This window comes from Ferruginibacter lapsinanis, from assembly GCF_020783315.1.
Taxonomy (GTDB): Bacteria; Bacteroidota; Bacteroidia; order Chitinophagales; family Chitinophagaceae; genus Ferruginibacter; species Ferruginibacter lapsinanis.
The window spans coordinates 1,794,650-1,809,622 of sequence record NZ_CP086063.1; the positions used below are offsets into that span (position 1 = coordinate 1,794,650).

15 protein-coding genes are annotated in these 14,973 nt (G+C 37.8%); 2 read left to right on the forward strand and 13 right to left on the reverse strand.

The features are described from left to right. Positions 1-24 precede the first annotated feature (24 nt). From LK994_RS07755 to LK994_RS07775, 5 genes are all read right to left on the reverse strand, one after another. Positions 25-2,538 (reverse strand): cation-translocating P-type ATPase, encoded by a 2,514-nt coding sequence (locus LK994_RS07755; RefSeq protein ID WP_229759502.1) that lies wholly within the window; start codon positions 2,536-2,538, stop codon positions 25-27. A 104-nt stretch (positions 2,539-2,642) separates the two neighbouring features. Beyond that, positions 2,643-3,392 carry a class I SAM-dependent methyltransferase gene (locus tag LK994_RS07760; RefSeq protein WP_229759503.1) on the reverse strand — a complete coding sequence of 250 codons (750 nt, stop codon included), beginning with the start codon at positions 3,390-3,392 and terminating at the stop codon, positions 2,643-2,645. 14 nt (positions 3,393-3,406) lie between these two features. Then, positions 3,407-3,709 (reverse strand): hypothetical protein, encoded by a 303-nt coding sequence (locus LK994_RS07765; protein ID WP_229759504.1) that lies wholly within the window; start codon positions 3,707-3,709, stop codon positions 3,407-3,409. A 1-nt stretch (position 3,710) separates the two neighbouring features. Beyond that, positions 3,711-4,490, reverse strand: coding sequence for a 5'/3'-nucleotidase SurE (gene surE / locus LK994_RS07770; protein WP_229759505.1), 780 nt, complete (start codon positions 4,488-4,490; stop codon positions 3,711-3,713). Between the two features lie 30 nt (positions 4,491-4,520). Continuing rightward, positions 4,521-4,982 (reverse strand): hypothetical protein, encoded by a 462-nt coding sequence (locus LK994_RS07775; RefSeq protein WP_229759506.1) that lies wholly within the window; start codon positions 4,980-4,982, stop codon positions 4,521-4,523. Between the two features lie 207 nt (positions 4,983-5,189). Between LK994_RS07775 and LK994_RS07780 the strand changes: the two genes are divergently transcribed. Beyond that, positions 5,190-5,942 (forward strand): XRE family transcriptional regulator, encoded by a 753-nt coding sequence (locus LK994_RS07780; RefSeq protein ID WP_229759507.1) that lies wholly within the window; start codon positions 5,190-5,192, stop codon positions 5,940-5,942. A gap of 179 nt (positions 5,943-6,121) precedes the next feature. Further along, positions 6,122-6,550, forward strand: a complete 429-nt coding sequence (locus LK994_RS07785) for a single-stranded DNA-binding protein (RefSeq protein ID WP_229759508.1) — start codon at positions 6,122-6,124, stop codon at positions 6,548-6,550. A 49-nt stretch (positions 6,551-6,599) separates the two neighbouring features. On the opposite strand, the gene LK994_RS07790 is transcribed toward LK994_RS07785, so the two are convergent. The 8 genes from LK994_RS07790 to LK994_RS07825 all read right to left on the reverse strand — a co-directional run bounded on the left by LK994_RS07790 (position 6,600) and on the right by LK994_RS07825 (position 14,956). Then, entirely contained in the window at positions 6,600-8,084 is a 1,485-nt protein-coding gene (locus LK994_RS07790; RefSeq protein WP_229759509.1) for a glycosyltransferase family protein, read from the reverse strand. A gap of 72 nt (positions 8,085-8,156) precedes the next feature. Then, on the reverse strand, positions 8,157-9,332 hold the full coding sequence (locus LK994_RS07795) for a DUF1624 domain-containing protein (RefSeq protein ID WP_229759510.1): 1,176 nt from the start codon (positions 9,330-9,332) through the stop codon (positions 8,157-8,159). Positions 9,333-9,471: 139 nt separating this feature from the next. Continuing rightward, positions 9,472-10,131, reverse strand: a complete 660-nt coding sequence (locus LK994_RS07800; RefSeq protein ID WP_229759511.1) for a class I SAM-dependent methyltransferase — start codon at positions 10,129-10,131, stop codon at positions 9,472-9,474. 59 nt (positions 10,132-10,190) lie between these two features. Further along, on the reverse strand, positions 10,191-10,385 hold the full coding sequence (locus LK994_RS07805; protein WP_229759512.1) for a hypothetical protein: 195 nt from the start codon (positions 10,383-10,385) through the stop codon (positions 10,191-10,193). 191 nt (positions 10,386-10,576) lie between these two features. Beyond that, positions 10,577-11,119 (reverse strand): hypothetical protein, encoded by a 543-nt coding sequence (locus LK994_RS07810; RefSeq protein ID WP_229759513.1) that lies wholly within the window; start codon positions 11,117-11,119, stop codon positions 10,577-10,579. A gap of 211 nt (positions 11,120-11,330) precedes the next feature. Next, the gene (locus LK994_RS07815; protein WP_229759514.1) at positions 11,331-12,032 is read right to left on the reverse strand and encodes a hypothetical protein; all 702 of its coding nucleotides are present in this window, start codon (positions 12,030-12,032) and stop codon (positions 11,331-11,333) included. Between the two features lie 438 nt (positions 12,033-12,470). Beyond that, positions 12,471-13,280, reverse strand: coding sequence for a hypothetical protein (locus tag LK994_RS07820; RefSeq protein WP_229759515.1), 810 nt, complete (start codon positions 13,278-13,280; stop codon positions 12,471-12,473). 188 nt (positions 13,281-13,468) lie between these two features. Then, a complete protein-coding gene (locus LK994_RS07825; RefSeq protein WP_229759516.1) occupies positions 13,469-14,956 on the reverse strand; it encodes an amino acid permease in 1,488 nt (495 codons plus the stop codon). Positions 14,957-14,973: the final 17 nt, after the last annotated feature.

The window sequence follows — 14,973 nt, forward strand, 5'->3', positions numbered from 1 at the left end:
CAGCAATCAGTGTGATAATTGCTTTTAAATGGCGCTTTTAATATACTTCACTCTGTTTCTCCATTTCACTATTTCAAACCATATTACTGATAAGAAACCGATTATAATGCTAATAAACAGTTGTTGAATATCCGGTGTTTTTAATTGAAAGAACTGCGACAGAGATTGTACAAACAGGAGCAGTCCGGCTATAATTATTGTGATGCCAATAATAAATACCAAGAGCTTGTTCTTATATTTTAATGTAGTAAAAACAGAGTAGTAGAAAGAGCGATTGATCAGCGTTAGAAAAATATTAGCAGCTATCAATGTTGTGAATACCATTGTTCTTGTAAGGTTTTCATCGTATCCCTGATGTACAGCAAACTGATAACTGGATAAGGTTCCAATGGTTATCATCAATCCCTGCAAAACGCTTGTTGCTAATTCTTTCCAATTAAAAAAAGTGGTTGTGAACGGACGTGGATTTTGTAACATGGCGTTTTTCTCCATCGGTTCGTTTTCATATACAATAGAACAGGTTGGTCCCATGATCAATTCCAAAAAGATGATATGAACCGGAGTAAATATGTTCGGGTATATCCATCCCAATAATAGCGGTATAAAAACAGTTAAAATGATTGGGATATGGATAGAGATAATGTATTGAATTGCTTTTTTAAGATTGCTGTAAATTTTTCTTCCGGCAGCTACTGCATCTACCATTTCTGAAAGATCATCTTCCATCAATACCAGTGAAGCCGCTTGTTTGGCAATCTCTGTTCCTTTTTTCCCCATTGCAATGCCAATATGAGCGGCTTTTAGCGCCGGGCCGTCATTTACGCCGTCGCCGGTCATTGCAACAATTTGATTCTTTGCTTTTAATGCATTGATGATCTTTAGTTTTGCTTCAGGAAACATCCGTGTGAAAACATTTGTGTTCATTACCTTTTCCTGCAGTTCTGCATCTTTTAAAAGCATCAGTTCATCACCACTGATACTTTTCTCATATCCCCTAAAGCCGATTTGTTTGGCTATGGCGATTGTGGTAGCAGCATTATCTCCGGTCACAATTTTTACTTCAATACCGGCATTGTAAAAATGTTCAAATACGGATTGAATATTTTTCTTCGGAGGATCATAAAAGGCAACGATACCTTTAAATTTAAATTGAAATTCCTGCTGTGTTAAAGGATAGTTTTCGCCTTCAAATTCGGATTCACCTACAGCTAACACTCTGTAGCCCTCGGTGGCAAATGAATCAATGGCATCATTGATTGCCTGCTCTTCAATGGCAGATAAATTAGCAATTGTCATCAAAGCTTCAGGAGCTCCTTTAGCAGCAATGATACGATTGCCTGTTTCATTTTTAAATATATGCGTCATCATTGGAGGTTTACCATCCAATGGATATTCATGCGCCATTTTAAAATGCTTTCTTTCATCTGTATTGCCAAAGCTTGTATAAACCTGATGCAATGCTATCTCCATCGGGTCGAAGGGGATAGGTTCGCTGGCCCACATTGCTAATGTGATCAGTTCTTTTTCTTCATTGCCAATTAATTCTTCGGGAGTAGAAATTTTTTGCGAGGATAATACAAACAATTTTGCCAGGCTCATTTTGTTCTCAGTGATAGTGCCGGTTTTATCCGTACAAATTACGGTGGCACTGCCAAGTGTTTCAACCGTTTTAATTTGTTTTACTACAACCCCCATTTTCATCAGGCGCCATGCTCCCAATGCCATAAAGGTGGTGAAAGCAACAGGGATCTCTTCAGGTAAAATACTCATGGCCAGTGTAAGAGCTTTGATCAAACTGTCCAGTACATTATATGTTCTGAAATAATTGATAGCCCATACTATCAAAAAAACGATCGCTCCGGCAAGCACCATTTTCTTTACAAAATTGCTTATCTGTCTTTCCAATGGAGTGGGCTCTTCCTTAATGCTTTCTAAACTTTTGCCAATCTTGCCTAGTTTGGTATTGATACCGATGTCGGTTACTGTTATAATGGCCAATCCACTTGCCACGGTAGTTCCCTGGTATACTTGATTCTCGTTTTTTTCTTTATCCTTAAAAACGGATAATGATTCACCCGTTAATATTGATTCGTTTACCGAAAAATCATTTGAATGTATAATGATACCATCAGCAGCAATAGAAGTACCTTCTTCCAGCATTAAATTATCGCCGATAACTATTTCTTCAATTTTTATTTCAATTGTTTCTTCATTTCGTATAACCTTGCAGTTTGGCTCTGTAAGATTTTTTAATTTTTCTAATGCATTCCTGCTTCTGGAATCCTGATAGATGGAGATGGTTGCTATCAGTACAATAGCAGCCGCCATAAAAGTACCATCACCAGTTTGCCCACTGATAAAATAAATAGAAGAAGTGGCTAACAATAAGATGACCATTGGCTCTTTTATAACACTTTTGAGTGCTATTAAAAGGCCTATTTCTTTCTTATAATCCAGTTTGTTTTGTCCGTATTTTTTTCTTGATTCAATAACCTGCTGATCTGTTAATCCTTTTATATGGAAGTTATTTGCAGGCATTGGTTTTGTTACATTTTCTGGATAAGTATCAAATGGAGTGTATAAAAATGATTGCTAGCAAGGTAAAATGCTTGCTAAAGTTACGAATTTATGTTGATTGTTTTTTATTGATTGGCAGACTTTTCTGCCACTACGATCAATCTTGGAGAGGTTAAGGTGTTGTAGGCACCAAAATGATAATCGCCAAAAACCTCCTTAATTACGAGGCCTTGTTTGGCAAACATTACAGTGAAATCGTGAAGAGAGAACTTGGCCACTTTCTCAGTATATATAAGTGGTTGTTTTAATTGAGGGTCTTCGATCACTATTTTTTTATAAAAATATTTTTCATCGTGCCATTTGGTAATGATATAGTTAACTCCATCGATCTCTTTTGTAAATGACGGAATTAGTTTATTAACCGAATATTCCACGTTCAAATAATCCAATACAAATGTACCAGTAGGTTTTAATGATTGTGCGATTGTGCGTATGGCATTATCGTTTTCTCTTTGCGTATTAAAATAACCGAAGCTGGTAAAAAAATTAAAGGCGTAATCGTAATAGTTTATCCAAAATGGCAAACGCATATCATGTCTAAAAAAGTGCAGCTTGTCGGTTTGGTATTGCAAGGCATCAGTAATACTGTCTTCACTAAGATCTATGCCCGTTACATCAAATCCCATTTTGGCTAAATGTATAGAATGTCTGCCCTTTCCGCAGGCCACATCCAGCATGAGTGAATTTGCAGGAGGCTTTAAATGAGTGATCAGCCTGTCAATAAATGCACCGGCTTCCTCCTCATCCCTGTTAAAATACAGTTGATGATAGTACGGAGAGTTAAACCAATCTTTAAACCAAGTAGCATTTTCCATAGAATATTATTTTATCAACCCAAAAATTTAAACAGCAGCATCACAATGCCATATAGGCAAGTTGCAACAAAGATACCCTTGGCTGTTTTGTCAATTTTTGCATTTACATACAAAGTAAAAATAACAGCATTGGCTAATAATGACACGCTGATAGCTGCAGTTAGTATGGTATGACCGGGTTGTACAAAAACAAATTGTAATGCTTCCCAATAATTTAAAGGTCCAAGGTTTCGATATTTAAAAAATATAAATCCTATAAGCGGAGCTAACAGACCAAACACAAATCCGAGCAAAAAATTATCCTTTTTAAATATCATCTTATTTGAACGTTTTTTCCAATTGTGATTTTAATTTGTAGTCAGTCAGATCGAATTGTACAGGAACAATACTCACATAGTTGTTGTCTAAAGCCCATACATCTGTGTCTTTTCCTTTATCAAAATTTACAAATGCACCGGTAAGCCAGTAGTATTTTTTTCCATGTGGGTCTTTACGTTGTGTAAAATCCTCTTCATATTTAGCATAAGCCTGGCGGCAGATCTTGATGCCTTTGATCAGCTCAAGCGGTACAGATGGGAAATTTACATTCAATAAGAAATGTTTATCCAGTTTCTTTTTTAAAAAAGTACTTACTATTTCATGTACATAATGTTTAGCGCCGGTAAAATCTGCTTCGTAATTATAATCTACCAACGAAAAACCAATACTGGGAATACTTTCGATTGCAGCTTCCATAGCAGCACTCATTGTACCGCTGTAAATAACATTGATAGAATGATTGGCTCCATGATTAATACCGCTTAAACACAGATCGGGTTTTTTATGCAATATCTTATCAACTGCCAATTTAACGCAGTCAACGGGTGTGCCACTGGTTACCCAGCTTTCTACACCCTCAAACATATCTACTACTTTATTCAATCTTAACGGCTGACCAATTGTAATGGCATGTCCCATTCCGCTTTGAGGTTTGTCTGGTGCTACTACCACTACTCTTCCCAGGTCTTTTACAGCTTCAACCAGGTTACGTATTCCCGGTGCTGTAATACCATCATCATTTGTAATTAATATAGTTGGGATCTTTTTTGCTTTCGCCATTTTTCGTTCTCTTTAAAATAAATAAGTGAATTAATTAAACCATTTTAATAATGGTCTACCGATTGCTTCCCTGCCCGGCCAAGGTATTGCGGCAAGTATCAATACAATTGCCAATCCAAAGAATATCAGCATGCGTTTATGTTTTGCAGCATCGGTAGTTGCTCTTTTTACTGAAGAACGGCCAATGTGGACCAATATCCAGGCAAGCAGCATCATGCTCATGTGCTCCATTGTGAAGAACCGGCTGGTAGGGTCTTTCATATTTTCACCAAGGTGTTTTAGTCTGTCGAACCAACCATTAGAAAAATATAATATCAAACCGATCAGTAATTGAATATCGCAACTGATCATAAAAAACAAATTGCTTTTGTTGTCGCCGGCAGAGTAATTTCTTTTAGTAAAGACACCGGTCAGTGCATTGATTAAAGTCCATACACCGAATAATAAAACAGCCCATCTGATGAGGCTATGTAAAATAGTTATTGCTTGCATAAAATATTTTTTACAAAAATACGGGCTATATACTTGAAAGGTAAATAATTGTTTATCATTTTTAAGTAGATGATCTGTATTAAAGAAGAACCATATTTTAAATGAAACAAAAAATCTTTCTTGCTAACAACTAAAAAAAATAGTTGAAAAATAATTTTGGTAAACTAAAAAAATTAGTATATTTGTGCTAACCAAATTAGTTAAACCATGTCTCAAGCCGGTCAAAACCTTAAATATCTTCGCAAGTTGCGTGGATGGACACAAGAGGAATTCGCAGAAAAACTAGGGATCAAGCGTTCTTTAATTGGTGCTTACGAAGAGGAGAGAGCAGATCCCCGCCTCGAAGTGTTGGAAATAGTCAGTGATATTTTTAAACTGAGTTTAGATGAACTGCTGTTAAAGGATGTAAGCAATACAGGCGGAAGCTATTTGGCTAAACGTCGCCAGCAAAAAATGATGACTGCCGACAGGAATGTCATTCATTTTGTACCGGTAAAAGCGGCGGCGGGTTACCTGGCCGGTTATGCAGACAATGAATTTATCGATGAGTTAAACACTTTTACGCTGCCAATGCTGAGCGGTGGTAATTACAGGGCTTTTGAAATAATCGGAGACAGTATGTTGCCAACCCCAAGCGGTAGTATTATTGTTGGTGAGAAAGTTGACGATACAGAAGATGTAAAAAATAATCAGGCGTATATAGTGGTAAGCAGAAACGAAGGGATCGTATATAAAAGAATAGTAAAAAATAATAAAACAAAGAATAAACTAACATTGGTAAGTGATAATCCGCAGTATCAGCCTTACCAGGTGAATGCCGAGGATGTGGTGGAATTGTGGGCAGCACAGATGGTCATCAGTAAAGTTAGTGCACAGCAACGCTGGGATGTGAATTCGCTGGCAAGTATGGTGAACAATTTGCAGAGCCAGGTGAGTACATTGAAAAAGAAAATGAATTAGTGCCTTACATTAGAGTTATTAAGTAATATTAAAACAGTCTTTTTTTGAATAAAGAGAGAATTCTTTTAAAACCTGAAAAACCGGTGACTAAATAGTTCTTACAAACCTTATCAATCAAAAGTAATTTTCATAATTTTCAGATTCAGATACATCGATTAAACATTTAAAAACACACAGTTATGATCAAGTTACAAATTGTAGGCAACCTTGGTAAGGATTGCATTGTAAAAGAAGTAAACGGAAAGAACGTAATTAACTTCAGCGTTGCTCACACAGAGCGTTTTAAAGACAGTCAGGGAAATCAAAAAGAAAGAACAACCTGGGTAGAATGTGCTTACTGGACAGATAGAACAGCCGTTGCACAATATCTTACTAAAGGAAAAACAGTGTATGCTGAAGGGGCGCCTGAAGCAGAAGCATATATGAATAAAGATAATCAGGCGGCAGCTACTTTGCGTATGAGAGTGCAAAGTGTTCAATTGCTTGGCGGTAGTGGCGGAGACGCTCCGGCTCAACGTCCGGCTTCTTCTTCATCATCAGTTACCAGTTCGCCATCAAGCGGATCGATAGCAAGTGATTCGCCTGTTGCAGACGATCTGCCGTTCTAAAATATTTTAAAAGAGCAATAAAAAAAGTCCCGGATTTTTCGGGACTTTTTTATTGCTTCTGATACAGTTCGAGGATCTCTGTTTCGTAAATCATTTTGCAGGGAATGCCTATATTGGCTATCCATTGCGGAAGACTCTGTTTTACTTTTTTATAACCCAATGTTTCAAGCAGATTGCCCTTAGCATCATTTTGCGCCTGATCAATTCCTCTCCGAAGGACAAAAAAATTAAGTTTTGTGGTATCTATAAAAGAGATGTTGAATAATGATAAAGCATCTAACTGAACCAATGCGGTATTTTTATCTGTATAAAATGTAGCAGGAAGTTCTGGTGTAACATAATCGCACCAACGACTATATACTATTTTTTTTGGTTGTAAAGGATAGGTGTTGTGTAAATACCTGGAAATTGCCACCCTTCCGTCTGCAGCTCTACTCATTACAGCAACTAATGCAACTGCATTTATAAGAAACAATATTATAACAATGATATTGCTGAAGAATGTTCGTGATAAAATTTGATTTATTCCGGATAGTTTTGGTTCGATCGTTTGCCATGCTATCAATATGATAACAGGAATAAAATTCATCAGGGGGAATAAAAACCTGAATTCCTTATGTGGTATAATTGAGTGTATTACCAGAAAGGGAAGTGCGATCCACAGAAAAATATTTTTTCTATCCTTAAGTATGAGTGTTGTTACCGAAGCTACAATAGCCGTTCCTAAAAGCAAAAAAGGTTTTACTATCAGCGGTTTTACATATGCATACCATGGAGAATTTCCGAATTGAATTACTTTGTCGGATAGTAAAGTATTGTAGAAATAATTCCATGCGGTAAAAGTGACCTTACCATATAACCAATGATCGAGTATGATTCCTGCAAGAACAATAATTATTCCTCCGGCGCATATTTTTAAAATATTTGCCCGGTTTTCTTTTTTGATGAGGAGTAACCACGACAATAAAGACACTGTTAATATTGCAGTTTGAAACCGGCATAAAAAGCTTATGCCTAACAACACTCCGATCAAAAAGTTTTCATTTTTGTTTTTTACAACAATGGCGGTAGCCCAAAGAAAAAACAACCCTGACCATGTTTCTGATGAAAACCTGACATTTAAAAAAGGCAGAAACCATAGCAGATATGAGCAAAATATATATAGCTGTTGATATTTCTCGTTGATGCGTTGTATTGTGGCTTTTACAAATTTGTTGATAATGAATATAGCCAACAACGCACTCATTAGTCTGAGTAGGAAAGCTAATGTATACGGATCGGTAATATTTACCCAGGAGCAGGATCTAAACAAACAATAGGCTACAAAAGGTTGGGCGGCAGACCTCATGGCTGCATGATATTCCCAGGGCATGTCCTGTGGGATATTTGCTCCTGATTTTAGTTGAGCAAATTCGATGATCTGGTAATGTTCATCTTCCTGTAAATAACCATGACTATTATATGCTGTTATGCAATAAACAAGTAGGGCGATAGCAATGATCAGCTGATGAAATTTTTTGATGTTCAATGCCATACCAGAACGTGTAATAATTATGCGATGAAGATAAGTATTAATATTTTTCTGAAAATACCCTTAAGTGTTATGTTATAAATAACTCAACCATCTTTTTTCTTTATTATTCATTTTGTATGCATCAAATTTTTTGCATAGCGGATAGCAGATGGCAATGATGCCGATCCATACCAGGTAAACGATCCATAAAGGAAAGCCATAGCCTTTTAAGCCGGGGAGATCGGTTAGCCAGCCGCCATGAAAGATCATTTTATTCCAGCCATACCCGGTAAGTTGAGCAGCCACCAATGCAAGAACATGGATAACGTATATATGCAGAACATAGAAGAAAAAAGGCACCCTTCCGAAAGTGCAGAAAAAATTTACGATCCTTCCTTTTAACTGCTCTGAGTTTGCCAAAAAAATAAGTGATGGTCCTAATGTCATTAGCAGATACAAAAGTGATGGCGGATATTTTTGAGGATTTAAAAAAGACATCATTGATTTCGAAATGGCATCATACGATTTCCAGCCTATAGGGTCGCCATATATATTGATGGATCTTACAATGATAAAAGTGATGATAGCAGTAATACCGATATAAGTCAGAATTTTTCTGCGTCTTACACTACTATATGATTTATCATAAAATGAACCAAAACAATATCCTAAAGACATTACAGCGATCCATGGAATAACAGGGTATCCCACTAACATTTGATAGCCATGTGAAAGATTGAAAAGGCCTCCGTCATGAATCATTGCCCAAGGCATATTGTCTTTAAAATGAATATTGTCGAGCAGATCGTGACCGAAAATTACCAGGCAGCTAATGATCAAAATAATTCTTTTTGGTAAGTAGATCATAACTGATAGCACGATCATACTTACGCCTAACGACCAGATGGTGATGAGCGAAGGCGTTCTGAATTGAATATCAAAAAACCAGGCAAAATTCACAATAGTTAATTCAATAAAAACAAGCCATAACCCACGGGTAAAAAGAAAATGCGATAACTCCGGAGTACTTTTTCTTCTGCTTATTAAAAAGGCAGACATGCCCGCCAGAAAGCTGAATGTTGGTGCACAATAATGAGTGATCCACCTGGTTAAAAATATCGGCCATGTGGTATGGACAGGATCTGTAGGATCGTAAAGGAATGCGGAGAAATGAAAATAATCTCTCGTATGATCGAGTGCCATTACTACCATTACCAGCCCCTTTAACAGGTCGATGGATTCAATTCTTTTTATTTTGAGCATATTCATTGCTGCTTATTTTATGAAGTAAATAAACGGTAGCAGTGTTCGAAGGGGTAGAGATAGATCATTCAAATATATCATTTAAAGATTGGTTTTACCAATTCTTTACAAAAAGATGAGGCACTAACTGTAGTGATGCAATGAATTATATTTTTTTAGCTGCAACGATCAGGTTTTCCATTGGGAAGATCTCTCCATTAACCTCCAGGTCGGGTTCTTTATTTTCAATTGTCTTGATAACATTGAATCCATTGGCAGTAAGTAGTTCTGTAAGATCTTCTTTTGAATATAAAGTGAATCCGTATTTTGTAAATTCGTATTTTTCTGCCTGGTGTTTTGGACGAAGTGCGATGATGCATATACCCCCGGTAGTGAGTACTCTTTTTATCTCATGTAATACTGCAATTGCATTATCCCAAAAATAAATGGTATTAACGGTAAATATTTTGTTGAATGTATTGTTGGCAAATGGGAGAGAAGCGACATCGGCCAAAAAGAATTTTGCAAGGCCTTTAGCTATCCAGGCTTCATTTATCTTTTCAGATTCTGTGATCATCAGTTCAGAAAAATCACACCCGGTATAAGTGATGGAGTTATGTTGTGATAGAATATCAGTCACAAAAAATCCATTACCCATACCTATCTCTAAAATGGTGTCGCCTTCAGTGGCCTGTAATACTTTGATCGTATCAAGGTTCATCTGTCGGTTTCCCTGGTTCATCCACTCTGCAGTGGCGATGCCATTTTCCCCGGTGGGTTTGCGCAATTGTGCAGCTCTTTCCTGTTGTGCTTTTTCGTCTGTCATTATTTAAAAATAATGATTTTAACAGCACAGGAAAGTGATAATTTTTGTTGATGAATATTCTAGGTTGCTTTGTCTTTTGTATTTCTTACCAGGCTGATACCTGAAAAAAAGAAGATGGCTCCGATAAGACCAAACACAATAACCATTTTTACATTTTTTGTGCCTGTGCCACCGTCCATAAAGTTCATTCCGGCAATAACTAAACTGACAACACCGAAGAGGGATAATATGATCCCAAGTACACGCTTTTCCATATTTGTATGTTTGTTTTAATACAAGGTATGGCTATGTTTCGGGTAATGGAAAGAAGGTGTGAATGATGTAAGAAATGGTAAAAATTTTGCAACAATGAGTTATGGACAAGATCATTGTTACGTTGGTTACAAACAAAAAATGATAACGGCAAAAGAAGTGCCGTAAGCATTATAAAATGTTGCCCTTGTAACTAAGGACCAATTGTTATATTCCTGAATGTGCCACCAGTAATAGTAACGACAGCGTTATCACTGCCACGTGTTAATGTGGCACTGAAAGTGCCATCAGCCATACCGCTATGAATACTGGTAATCGTTACTGTTGCAGCATCTCCTATTTTTGAAGCGCCATAAAAATGAGCAGGATCATTGATAGTGATAGCAGAAACAGAAACGGAATGAGGCGGGAGTGTATTATCTGCAATAGTATTAGTATAAGTGTAAGGTGTATTAATGGCTAGCGAACTTGTTTCCAACGTTAGGTTAACTTCTCTTAGAGGAAGCAAATGATTACTGTAATCGTTGCTGATGAAAAGACGGAACGAACCTGCATGATGCTCGTAAATATACATGGCCATAAACGCTTCTGCATTGTAATCTGTGTTTTGGGTCCAACTATATGCGGTGCCATTTGCGGTAAAACTAACAGCGCCGACAGTGGCTGAAGGAGCCGGGTCTTTTGAACATGAAAAAAGGAATAGTATGGCTATGAAGCAGATGGGACGTAGTAACATGGCAGCATTATTTAAGTTAACGACCCGTATAAGGTACAGTATTAAAAAATAGAAAGCAATAAGAAAGTTTTTTGTAATGCTTTCACCTGGCGGCGGGGCCTTACTTTTTTTCCTGACAAAAGAAAGTAATCCCGAAATGATTGGCATGTGTCACAAAAAAAGTCAAGGACTTTACCTTGTTTCGTGGCACAGGAAATAATTTTGTTACATTTTATTTTGCTGTTTCGTATGCCAGGAAACAAGGTAGGGAGACGCTTCCATATAATGTAGATATGTTGCTTTGAGTTGTGGGAAGCTTTCTACCTGATGTAGATGTGTTGCTTTGGGTTGTGGGAAGCTTTCTACCTGATGTAGATGTGTTGCTTTGGGTTGTGGGAAGCTTTCTACCTGATGTAGATATGTTGCTTTGGGTTGTGGGAAGCTTTCTACCTAATGTAGATGCGTTGCTTTGAGTTGTGGGAAGCTTTCTACCTGATGTAGATGTGTTGCTTTGGGTTGTGGGAAGCTTTCTACCTGATGTAGATTTGTTGCTTTGAGTTGTGGGAAGCTTTCTATCTAATGTAGATTTGTTGCTTTGAGTTGTGGGAAGCTTTCCGCTATAAGCGGATGTGTTGCTTTGGGTTGTGGGAAGCTTTCCGCTATAGGCGGATGTGTTGCTTTGGGTTGTGGGAAGCTTTCCGCTATAGGCGGATGTGTTGCTTTGGGTTGTGGGAAGCTTTCCGCTATAGGCGGATGTGTTGCTTTGGGTTGTGGGAAGCTTTCCGCTATAGGCGGATGTGTTGCTTTGGGTTGTGGGAAGCTTTCCGCTATAAGCGGATGTGTTGCTTTGGGTTGTGGGAAGCTTTCCGCTATAGGCGGATGTGTTGCTTTGAGTTGCAGGAAGCTTTCCGGGCCCTAAGGTCGGTGTCGTCACCGATCGACGATGAGTGGGGGAGTACCAACCAAGGATAAAACCCCGCCGGGAGGGAGGAGTTTTCTTTACTTTTTTTTCTTGACAAAAAAAAGTAACAAAAAAAATCAAGGACAACAGCAACGCCTCCGGCGCTTTGTCCTGCCAACGCCACATGAAGTGTATTTGAATTGTTTATAGGGTTCTTAAGTGGAGGATTATTGAAGTGCTATTTTATGTTTGTTAGTATTACAGATTTGTTGGTGGGATATTTTATTGATAGGGTGAAGTTTTACAAGTGATCGTACCGAGGAGGGGGGAGTAATGATTTATTGCAGAAGAGGGAGTTTTTATAAGCGCAGGGCTCCGTCCTGTGTCTATACGTTACTTTATTAACGTTAAAATGATGATATTTTAGTAACTCGCCGGCTGCAGGACAGAGTCCTGCGCCTAACGGAATAGTCAAACTTGGACTTCATTTTCTAAGTCGTCAGGCAAATAAGCAGTGACTTTGATATTACGTTCTTCATCATTTAGTAAGAGCCTGATTCGTTTCGCAACTTTTTTATAGTCTGGGTTTATTACTACAATTTCTTTGGTATTTATAGAATCCCAACCTAATGATAATATTTGTGCTAATTCTGCGTCTAAAGGGTCAAGCGAAATTCCATAAAGTATTGTTCTATTGCATTCTGAAACTGCATTAAGTACTGATGAATGATTTTTCAGCATTTGAACACTTTCTTCCTTCGACCTGTAAGGTTCTCTCGTAATTTCGGAGGGCAAATAAAGTGTTTTAGAATTTTGAACGCTTCCGTGTAAGTGAAATGTCTCAAGTCGTCCAACTATTCCACCTTCAGTTGAATGTCCATAATAATTAACTGCATTGTCTACTACTGTGTCCCAATTAGTGGTTATCTGAACAGATTTTATGTGCTTCTGAAAAATAAATTTATCCAGAACTGAGAAAAATTGTTTGCGTATAAATATCTCTTTATGTTTCTCTGCAAAAATCAAACTTCTACAAAGTTCACTTTTTATAAGATGGTAATCTCTAAGCATCAATTCAAGATGTTGCTTAGAATTTGGGCTGTCATCAAAAGCTATAGTCCTTAATTGATATACAAGTAGTGATAAGAAAAAATTAGAAGAATCGATGTCAAATACAAACTTGTATTCAGGTTCTAATATCCTAATAATTGGTTTCCAGGCATTTTCTATTGCTCCTGCTCCTGTTATTAAGCAAACTTTTTCATATTCATTGTCCACCATCTGATAATCGGGTATTAATTACGCCTAACTCAAATATATGCGAAAGTTTGTGCCATAGAAAAAATAAAAGTCTATAGTATTATTATATCCGCATCAATCAAAGCTCAACATAGGTATGCCGCACAAGTGAGTGACACAACGATGACGCCATGAAAAACAAATGCTTGTCCCAAAAAGAAAAAAATATTTTATGCTTTCTTATCGGGATTTCTCAGCTTACTATTTTTAGCGCTATAAGAAAAGTAGATAACAATACCTATGGCCAACCATCCGAATAAACGTAACCAGTTTGTCCAGCCAAGGCCAAGCATCATTAACAGGCAAGCAGCTACGCCAAGGATAGGTACTAACGGTACCCATGGTGTTTTGAACTGACGGGGAAGATCGGGATCTGTTTTGCGTAAGATGATAACGCCAATGCATACCAGGCAAAAAGCAAACAGCGTTCCGATGCTTGTCATATCACCCACAATATCTCCGGGAATGAATGCAGCAAAAGAACCTACCAAGACCAAGATAATTAAGTTGGCTTTGTATGGTGTTTTAAATTTTGGATGCACTTTACTGAAAACACCTGGTAATAAACCATCTTTACTCATAGAGTAAAAAACCCTTGATTGTCCTAATAACATTACCAGTATTACAGAAGAGAAACCTGCAAGGATGGCAACGGTAACTAATTTACCAAGCCAGCCATAGCCCATCATGTATTTGTTGATGGCAAATGCTACTGATGCTTCTTTACCGGTAGTTCTGAAATCTTGTACCGTGGCAACCCCGGTAAGCACGTGTGCAAATAAAATATACAAGATGGTACAAACTGCTAATGAACCGAGAATACCTATGGGCATATCCCTTTTGGGATTCTTGGCTTCCTGCGCTGCCGTACTCACCGCATCAAAACCAATAAAGGCAAAGAACACTACACCGGCGGCACCTACTATTCCCCAAAAGCCTCCGAAGTGGTGACTGATACCTTGATGATCTACATAGGTTGTAGCGGCAGGAATATAATGCTCATGATTTACCGGGTTCATAAAACCCCAGCCAATGATGATGATCAAAATAACGATGCTCACTTTTGCAATTACGATCAGGTTGTTTACAACAGCCGATTCCTGTGTACCTCTTATCAATAATAAACTTAATGCGGCAACAATACCTAAGGCCGGTAAATTGATCATGCCATGTTCTAATCCATCTACACTGTGCTCAAACGGAGAATGACAGAGGGCATAGGGAATGGCTTTCCAATGCAATACGTTTACCAGTAAATTATTTAAATATTCGCTCCAGGCAATACCAACGGTGGCAGCACCTACAGCATATTCCAATACCAGATCCCATCCAATGATCCATGCAACAAATTCTCCCATAGTGGCATAGCTATACGTATACGCACTACCGGCAATGGGTATGGAAGAAGATAATTCAGCATAACATAATCCTGCTAATCCGCAACCGATAGCAGCTAAAATGAAACCAAGTGTTACAGAAGGTCCTGCATTTTGTGCAGCGGCAGCAGCCGTCCTTACAAACAAACCGGCACCGATGATGGCGCCGATACCTAAAGCAATCAATGAAGTTGCCGTTAATGTTCTTTTTAATCCTTTTTTGTCTGTATCTCCTGCATCAGCCATCAAAAGATGTAATGGTTTCTTTATAAATAAACTCATATGATGAATATTAATGT

What these genes read in the sequence shown, in the direction of transcription:
- LK994_RS07755 (WP_229759502.1), bottom strand. Translation starts at nt 2,538, where the DNA reads ATGCCTGCAAATAACTTCCATATAAAAGGATTAACAGATCAGCAGGTT.
- LK994_RS07785 (WP_229759508.1), top strand. Translation starts at nt 6,122, where the DNA reads ATGATCAAGTTACAAATTGTAGGCAACCTTGGTAAGGATTGCATTGTA.
- LK994_RS07760 (WP_229759503.1), bottom strand. Translation starts at nt 3,392, where the DNA reads ATGGAAAATGCTACTTGGTTTAAAGATTGGTTTAACTCTCCGTACTAT.
- LK994_RS07780 (WP_229759507.1), top strand. Translation starts at nt 5,190, where the DNA reads ATGTCTCAAGCCGGTCAAAACCTTAAATATCTTCGCAAGTTGCGTGGA.
- LK994_RS07765 (WP_229759504.1), bottom strand. Translation starts at nt 3,709, where the DNA reads ATGATATTTAAAAAGGATAATTTTTTGCTCGGATTTGTGTTTGGTCTG.
- LK994_RS07790 (WP_229759509.1), bottom strand. Translation starts at nt 8,084, where the DNA reads ATGGCATTGAACATCAAAAAATTTCATCAGCTGATCATTGCTATCGCC.
- LK994_RS07820 (WP_229759515.1), bottom strand. Translation starts at nt 13,280, where the DNA reads ATGGTGGACAATGAATATGAAAAAGTTTGCTTAATAACAGGAGCAGGA.
- LK994_RS07825 (WP_229759516.1), bottom strand. Translation starts at nt 14,956, where the DNA reads ATGAGTTTATTTATAAAGAAACCATTACATCTTTTGATGGCTGATGCA.
- LK994_RS07810 (WP_229759513.1), bottom strand. Translation starts at nt 11,119, where the DNA reads ATGTTACTACGTCCCATCTGCTTCATAGCCATACTATTCCTTTTTTCA.
- LK994_RS07795 (WP_229759510.1), bottom strand. Translation starts at nt 9,332, where the DNA reads ATGAATATGCTCAAAATAAAAAGAATTGAATCCATCGACCTGTTAAAG.
- surE (WP_229759505.1), bottom strand. Translation starts at nt 4,490, where the DNA reads ATGGCGAAAGCAAAAAAGATCCCAACTATATTAATTACAAATGATGAT.
- LK994_RS07775 (WP_229759506.1), bottom strand. Translation starts at nt 4,982, where the DNA reads ATGCAAGCAATAACTATTTTACATAGCCTCATCAGATGGGCTGTTTTA.
- LK994_RS07800 (WP_229759511.1), bottom strand. Translation starts at nt 10,131, where the DNA reads ATGACAGACGAAAAAGCACAACAGGAAAGAGCTGCACAATTGCGCAAA.
- LK994_RS07805 (WP_229759512.1), bottom strand. Translation starts at nt 10,385, where the DNA reads ATGGAAAAGCGTGTACTTGGGATCATATTATCCCTCTTCGGTGTTGTC.